Origin of the sequence: Paraburkholderia sp. J41, assembly GCF_905220235.1 — a bacterium.
Taxonomy (GTDB): Bacteria; Pseudomonadota; Gammaproteobacteria; order Burkholderiales; family Burkholderiaceae; genus Paraburkholderia.
In genome coordinates this window covers 41145-48639 of sequence record NZ_CAJMZE010000040.1, presented here as the reverse complement: position 1 = coordinate 48639, position 7495 = coordinate 41145, and the positions used below count along the sequence as shown (strand labels likewise).

Below are 7495 nucleotides of genomic sequence, written 5' to 3'. Positions count from 1 at the left end.
GGCTGCTGCGTTTCAGGCTGCTGCGTTTCAGGCTGCTGCGTTTCAGGCTGCTGCGTTTCAGGCTGCTGCGTTTCAGGCTGCTGCGCTTCCGGCTGCTGCGCGTCGAGTTCCCGCGCTTTCGCTCCGTGCGCTCCGGCTTCGCGCAGCCTGGCGTCGCGCGTGCGCGGCGCCGCGCGAGTCTGCGCCTGCGCCAGGTTCGCGCGAGATCCCGCGCGCGCCGCTTGCTCGCGCTTGTCGATCGTGCCGAGGCTTTCCACCGCTTGCGTCATGCGCCCTCCTTCGCGGGCTGCGAACGTGTGGACCATTATCGGGCCGCGCCCGCGCAGCATCGCTCGCCTGGCCGACGCCGCCGGGGTTTTGGCGCGACCGCGCGAGGCGCGGCGCGCACCATGAACGCATTGCCGCCATCACGCGCGGCGCGCGGAACACGGTCATGGCCCGGCTCACTCGTTCGTTTCGATCATCGGCGTTAGCGGCGACAGGCGCGTGGCTCGCGTGCGTCACGTGCCTCCTCGGCGTCGCATCGCCGCTCGCCCACGCGCAGCAGCGCGACAGCGGTTCGTCGTCGGCATCGTCGCCGGACAGCGATGCGAACGGCGGCAGCTTCCAGGGCGACACGATGACGAGCGCCCTGCGCCGCTCGAAAGCCGACGAAAAGCGCCTGTTGGGCGGCCCGTCGGCGTCGCAGGACAGTCCGTACGACGCCAATCCCTACACCACCGACGGCGCCTCGCCGATGGCCACCGAACACGCGCTCACGAGCGAATCGCGCATGCAGATGGTCAATCCCTCCGACTTCTACGCGGCCAGCAACGCGGCGGCCGCGAGCCCGACGCGCAGCGGCTCGGCGGATCTGCGCAAGCGCATCGGCCACGGCGGCGCGAAATACAGCGGCGGCGCGGCCAGCGACGCCAAGGCCGCGTACGACTACGGCGCGAGCCAAACCTCGCCGAACACGCCGCTTTATGGCAGCCCGTATGCGTCGCAACGGCAATCGGCTTCGCAGCTTTACAAGTCGCCGTGGTGAAGCGCCGTCAGGCGCGGCAGCCTGTGCCGCGCCTGACGGCGCCCGGATGTTGCGCTCATACGGGCCGCTCATCCAGGCCGTTCATCCATTCGCCTCGACGTTCCGCCCGCATCGACGTTACCCGCCTGGACGCCCCACCCACCTAACGTCCCGCCAGCATCGACGTGCCGCCCGCTTTGACGTTGCACACGCCTTGACGTTCCACACGCCTCGACGTCACGCCCGCCTCGACGTGCCGCCCGCCTTGACGTCACGCCCGCCTCGACGTTCCACATGCCTTGACGTCCCGCCCGCCTCGACGCTCCGCCCGCCTCGACGCGCTGGCCGCGTGGATGTGTTCCACCCGCCTTAACGTGCCGTCCGCCTCGACCTTGCACCCGCCTCGACGTTCCGCCCGCGCCCTAAACGTCGGAGCGCTCGACTTCCGGCAGCGGCGGTCCGCCCGTTTCCTTCACGCTCGCCGCTCCGGCCGCACCGGCCGCGGCGTTGCCCGATTTCGCCGCGCGCGGCGCTTCGGCGCCTTGCACGCGCGCGATCGCCGGCACGCCGGCCAGCGCCGCCATGCGGGCTTCGAGCGCGCCGAAGATCGACTCCGGCGAGAGATTCTGCTGCGCGTAGCGGCGCGCGGCGCGGCCGAGCGCGGCACGCCGCGCGGGATCGCCGGCAAGCGCGGCAATCGCGCCCGCGAGCGCCGCGCCGTCCTCGGGCGGCACCACGATGCCGTGATCCGAAACCACTTCGTGCAGACTCGTGCCGGGCCGCGCCATCGCCACCACGGCGCGCCCGCTCGCGAGCATGCCCGTGAGCTTCGAAGGCATCACGAGATCGGCGGCGTCGGCGCGTTGCGGCAACACGTGGATATCGGCGACGTTGAGCAGTTCGTTGAGCAGCGCAACCGGTTGCAGCGGCAGCACGTGGCAGTTCGGCAGCGAGGCGCAGCGCGCGACGAGATCGCGCTTCGCCGCGCCGTCGCCGCAAAACACGAAGCTGATGTCGCGCCGCGCGGCAAGCGCCGTGGCCACGTCGGCGAGAATGTCGATGCCCTGCTTCGCGCCCATGTTGCCCGAGTAGAGCACCACGGTATTGGCGGCCGGAATGCCCAGTCGCTTACGAAACGTGCTCGGCTGCGGCAGCGGATAGATCGCGTTGGTGTCGACCCAGTTCGGCACGCACGCCGCGCGCGAACTGTCCACGCCCTTGCCGATGGCGCGCTCGACCATGCGCGGCGAGATCGACGAAACCATGTCGAAGCGGCGCAGCAACGCACGCTCGAAGCCGCGCGCGGCGCGCGCCGCCTTCGCCGTGTCGCCGCCTTCGAGCAAGCCGAGTTCGAACGCGGCATCCACTTCGAAGTCCTGAATATGCAGCCACGCTCGCGCACCCGCCGCGCGCGCGAGCAGGAGCGCGCCGGGCGCGCACAGCAGCGTGGGCGCGATCGGCATGACGATATGCGGACGCCAGAACGCCTCGCGCAGCAACAGCGGCAACGAGGTCAGCGCGAAGCTGGCGAGATGCAGGATGCGTTTCGCGCCGCCGGGCCGCGCCGGCACCCAGAGCGGCGCGCGCCGCACGCGCACGCCGTGCGCGCTTTCGCGCCGGTATTGCCACGCGCGCCAGCCTTCATGCACCTGCCACTGCGGATAGTAAGGCGGCGCGCACACCACGCGCACCTCGTGCCCGCGCGCCGCGAGCCCTTCTGCCATCTCCGCCGTGTACTTGCCCACGCCCGTGACTTCGGGCGCGTAATTCAAACCGTAGATCAGGATTCTCATTGCGGCGCCTTCCTGCTCCGTTCGATTCGTGGCGAGCGAGGCCACGCTTGCGGCAACGCGTGCCGCACGTAAAAAAGGCGGGCGTCGATATCCGGTCCAAACACGACGCCCGCCAATAACCGCCTTCCCGGCGTGTTCAGGCCCGCGCTTGCGCCACCGCGGCCGGCCTGGCCGCTTGCGGCGCGGGCATCGAATCGGCCTGGGCATCCGCGTGGTTATCGGGCTTCAAATCGGGCTTCAAATCGGGCGTCGCATCGGGAGTCGAATCGGCCGGCGAACCCGCGCCGCGCGCCTCCAGGAAATCGCGATACGTCCGCGCGAGCCCTTCGTCGAGCCCGATGCGCGCGCGCCAGCCCAGATTGCCGAGCCGCGAAACGTCGAGCAGCTTGCGCGGCGTGCCGTCGGGCTTGCTCGCGTCGAACGCGAGTTCGCCCTCGAATCCCACCACCGCGCAAATGCGCTGCGCGAGTTCGCGAATCGACAAGTCCTCGCCCACGCCCACGTTGTACACGCCGTCGCCGGTATCGTGTTCGAGCACGAAGATCGTCGCGTCGGCGAGATCGTCCACGTGCAGGAATTCACGGCGCGGCGTGCCCGAGCCCCAGACCGCGAGCGCGGCGTCGCCGTTCGCGCGCGCCTCGTGCGCCTTGCGGATCAGCGCGGGCAGCACGTGGCTGCTCTTGAGGTCGTAGTTGTCGTTCGGCCCGTAGAGATTGGTGGGCATCAGCGAAACGAAGCGCGTGCCGTACTGGCGGTTGTACGCCTCGCACAGCTTGAGGCCCGCGATCTTGGCGATCGCATAGGCTTCGTTGGTCGGTTCGAGCGGCGAGGTGAGCAGATAATCCTCGCGGATCGGCTGCGGGCATTCGCGCGGATAAATGCACGAGGAGCCGAAGAACACGAGCCGCTCCACGCCCGCGCCATACGCCGCGCGAATCACGTTGGTTTCGATCGCGAGATTGTCGTAGGCGAACTGCGCGGGCTGCGTGGCGTTGGCGAGAATGCCGCCCACCTTCGCGGCCGCGAGCAGCACGGCGTCGATGTTCTCCGTTTCGAAGAACGCGTTCACGGCGCCCTGGTCGGTGAGATCGAGCTGCGCGTGCGTGCGCGTGACGAGATTCCAGTAGCCGTGCGCCTGCAACGCGCGCACGAGCGCCGACCCCACCATGCCGCGGTGGCCGGCCACGAAGATGCGGGAGTTCTTGTCCATGCGCTTTACTCGTGATGTTCGAGCGCGCGAAAGCCCGCGAGCGTGACGAGCGCGTCGCGGCGCGCGATCTGGAAGTCCGAGCGCACCATTTCCTTCACGAGTTGCTGGAAGGTCGTGACCGGGCGCCAGCCGAGCTTTTCCTGCGCCTTGGTGGCGTCGCCGAGCAGCGTTTCCACTTCGGTCGGGCGGAAGTAGCGCGGGTCCACGCGCACGATCACGGCGCCCGGTTCGAGGCGCGTCTCGCGGCCTTCCACCTTGTCGACGATGCCCACTTCATCCACGCCCTCGCCTTCGAAGCGGATCGTCACGCCCAGTTCCGCCGCCGCATGGCGCACGAAATCGCGCACGCTGTACTGCACGCCCGTGGCGATCACGAAGTCTTCCGGCGTGTCCTGCTGAAGCATGCGCCATTGCATGTCGACGTAATCGCGCGCGTGGCCCCAGTCGCGCATCGCCGAAAGATTGCCCAGATACAGCTCTTTTTGCAGACCCACGGCAATGCGCGCGATGGCGCGCGTGATCTTGCGCGTGACGAAGGTCTCGCCCCGCTGCGGCGACTCGTGGTTGAACAGAATGCCGTTGCACGCGTAGATGCCGTGCGCCTCGCGATAATTCACCGTGGTCCAGTACGCGAACAGCTTCGCGACCGCATAGGGGCTGCGCGGATAGAACGGCGTGGTTTCGCGCTGCGGCACTTCCTGCACGAGCCCGTAGAGTTCCGAGGTCGACGCCTGATAGAAGCGCGTTTTCTTCGTCATGCCGAGAATGCGGATCGCCTCCAGAATGCGCAGCGTGCCGAGACCGTCGGCGTTGGCCGTGTATTCCGGTTCCTCGAACGACACCGCCACGTGGCTTTGCGCCGCGAGGTTGTAGATTTCGTCCGGGCCGACGCGCTGGATCACGCGCATGAGCGCCGTGGAATCGGTCAGTTCGCCGTGATGGAGCTGGATGCCCGGCTCCGGGTCGTGTACGTCGCGATACAGGTGATCGATGCGGTCCGTGTTGAAAAGCGACGAGCGACGCTTGATGCCATGCACTTCGTAGCCCTTCTCGAGCAGCAACTCGGCCAGATACGAGCCGTCCTGACCGGTGACGCCGGTGATCAACGCAACCTTACGTGACATCGTTCTCTCTCCCTCGCGCGTACGCGAAACGGGTTATATGCGGATTTGCGCCTCGTGCCCTGCCTTCCGTCATGCCGTCGATCCGGTGGAGGCCGGGCGTGTGTGTTACTGCTGTTAGCCTGCGATGCTCTCGTAACCGTAGTAGCCGCCGCGATAGCCGCCGCCGACGAACGCCCCCGTCTTGGGCACGTCGGTGAGCAGCACGCCGCGCAGATTCACGCCGCCGATGCGCAGGCGCTTGACCGTTTCCTCCAGCTCCGAAAGCGGGTGGCGTCCGTGACGGATCGCGAGCAGCGTCGTGCCCGCGTAACGCCCGATCACGGTCGAATCCGTGACCGCGAGCACGGGCGGCGTGTCGATGATCACGAGGTCGTACTTCGTCTTGAGGTCTTCGAGCAGCGCCTCGAAGCGGCCGCTCATCAGCAGTTCGGACGGATGCGAATGCAGCGAGCCTTTCGCGAGCACGTCGAGTCCGGGCAGCACGTCGCGCTGGATCGACGCAGCGAGATCGGCGCCGAGCAGCACGTCGGAAAGCCCCGGCTGATGCGCGATGCCGAAGTGCGAGTGAACGTCGCCGCGCCGCATGTCGCCGTCGACGATCAGCACGCGCTTGTTCACCGAAGCCACGAGCGCCGAAAGATTGACCGAGAGGAACGACTTGCCCACGTCGGGCCGCGAGCCGGTGAGCATGACGATGTTGTTGCCCGCTTCGGCAAGCGACAGTTGCAGCGTGGTGCGCAAGCTGCGCACGCCTTCCACGGCCACGTCCTGCGGCGACTGCTGCGCGAGCACGTGCAGGCCGCGGCGGCGCGTGGACACATGATGTTGCAGGCGCAACTGCTTCGGGCTGCGCGGCACCACCGCGAACACCGGCACGCCCAGCGCCGTTTCGAGTTCGTCGGGGCGCTCCACGCCGCCGTACAGCGACTTGCGCACGAACGCGATCAGGATGCCGAGAATCAGGCCCACGCCCATCGAAACGATGATGACCAGCACGCGCTTGGGCCGCACGGGATCGTCGGGCGCCTGCGCGTAGTCCACCACGCGCACGTCGCCCACCTGCCCCGCCTTCGCCACGCGCAGTTGCTGCGCGCTGTTGAGCAGGTTCGTGTACAGCTCCGTGTTCACATGCACGTCGCGCAGGAGGCGCACGGCCGTTTGCTCGGTGTCGGGCAGCGTTTGCACGTGCTTGGTGAGCGTGGACTGCGCGCCTTGCAGCGTGGCGATCTGCGCGTCGAGCGCCTGCACGGCCGGATGATGTTCCGTGAAGCGCTGCACGAGTTCGGCGCGCTGCTGTTGCAGATCGACGAGGCGCGTCTTGTTGTCCACCACCTGTTGCAGCAGCAGGCGGCTTTCCTCGCCCAGATCGACCGTGCCGTGCGCGTTGCGGAAGTTGTTGTACTTCTGCTCGGCGGCGTCCACCTGCGCGCGCAGTTGCGGCAACTGCTGATCGAGGAACGCAAGCATGTGCTCGGCTTCGGCGGAACGGCTTTCCACGTCCTGCGCGATGAATTCGCTCGCCATGCTGTTGAGAATCGCGGCCGTGAGCTTGCTGTCGTGGCCTTCGAGGCTCGCGCGGATCACGCCCGATTGCAGGCCGACTTCCGATACGTCGAGCGACTTCTGCAACCGCTCGACGGTGGTGAGCGTGGAGGCGCGCGTGAGCACGAACGGCGTGCCGGGCGCGCCGCTCAGACGATCGACGTGCAGCGCGATGGCGCCGTCGGCGGTATTGGCGCTCACGTCCTGGCCCACATGGCCGTCGAAAAGCGGAATGCCGTCGGGGTCGCGCAGCACGTAGCTGCCGTTCTCGCCCGCCACGAGCGTGAACGGCCGGTCGAACAACGCTTCGGGCGTATCGAAGCGCGACACCGCAATGTCGCCGCCGCCCCACGCATAGTTCGACGACTTGAGGAACGCGGGCGGCGCGAAGCCCCACTTGCCGTTCATGAAGCCCGAAAGCACGCCGCCCAGAACCGGCATTTCGCGCGGATGGGCGCTGATGTCGAGATGCAGCCGCTTCACCGTTTCCTCGGTGACGATACGCGACTTGAGCATTTCGATCTGCCCGTTCGCCGAAGTCTTTTCGTCGAACATGCCCGTGAGCGGCGGCAGCGTCGCGTTCTTCTTGCCGTCGTCGGATTTGTCGACGAGATGAAACAGCACGTCCGCGCGATAAGTCGGCTGCGCCACGAACGCATACGCGGCGCCGAGCAGCGTGACCGCGAACGTCACGAGCGCGATCACGCGCCAGTTCGCCGCGAGCGTTTGCAGGTAATCGCCCAGATACCGTTCGTCCGTGCCGGCCATGGCATAGCCATAACCGCTCTCAAAGTTCATCGCCATCTTCCCTCTCCCGATA

At 67.7% G+C, this 7495-nt stretch carries 6 protein-coding genes; 1 reads left to right on the top strand and 5 read right to left on the bottom strand.

Translation table 11 applies throughout. From position 1 onward, the window contains the following. Window positions 1–269, bottom strand: a 269-nt coding sequence (locus tag U5805_RS27745; RefSeq protein ID WP_322106713.1) for a hypothetical protein, incomplete at its 3' end; no start/stop codon positions are given. A gap of 164 nt (window positions 270–433) precedes the next feature. Between U5805_RS27745 and U5805_RS27740 the strand changes: the two genes are divergently transcribed. Continuing rightward, entirely contained in the window at window positions 434–1027 is a 594-nt protein-coding gene (locus tag U5805_RS27740) for a hypothetical protein (protein WP_322106712.1), read from the top strand. Window positions 1028–1428: 401 nt separating this feature from the next. On the opposite strand, the gene U5805_RS27735 is transcribed toward U5805_RS27740, so the two are convergent. The 4 genes from U5805_RS27735 to U5805_RS27720 all read right to left on the bottom strand — a co-directional run bounded on the left by U5805_RS27735 (window position 1429) and on the right by U5805_RS27720 (window position 7479). Next, complete coding sequence (locus U5805_RS27735) at window positions 1429–2799, bottom strand: glycosyltransferase WbuB (RefSeq protein WP_322106711.1); 1371 nt, start codon at window positions 2797–2799, stop codon at window positions 1429–1431. A 136-nt stretch (window positions 2800–2935) separates the two neighbouring features. Next, entirely contained in the window at window positions 2936–4009 is a 1074-nt protein-coding gene (locus tag U5805_RS27730) for a GDP-L-fucose synthase (RefSeq protein ID WP_322106710.1), read from the bottom strand. Between the two features lie 5 nt (window positions 4010–4014). Then, the gene (gene gmd, locus U5805_RS27725) at window positions 4015–5133 is read right to left on the bottom strand and encodes a GDP-mannose 4,6-dehydratase (RefSeq protein ID WP_322106709.1); all 1119 of its coding nucleotides are present in this window, start codon (window positions 5131–5133) and stop codon (window positions 4015–4017) included. 114 nt (window positions 5134–5247) lie between these two features. Then, window positions 5248–7479 (bottom strand): polysaccharide biosynthesis tyrosine autokinase, encoded by a 2232-nt coding sequence (locus U5805_RS27720; RefSeq protein WP_322106708.1) that lies wholly within the window; start codon window positions 7477–7479, stop codon window positions 5248–5250. Window positions 7480–7495 lie beyond the last annotated feature (16 nt).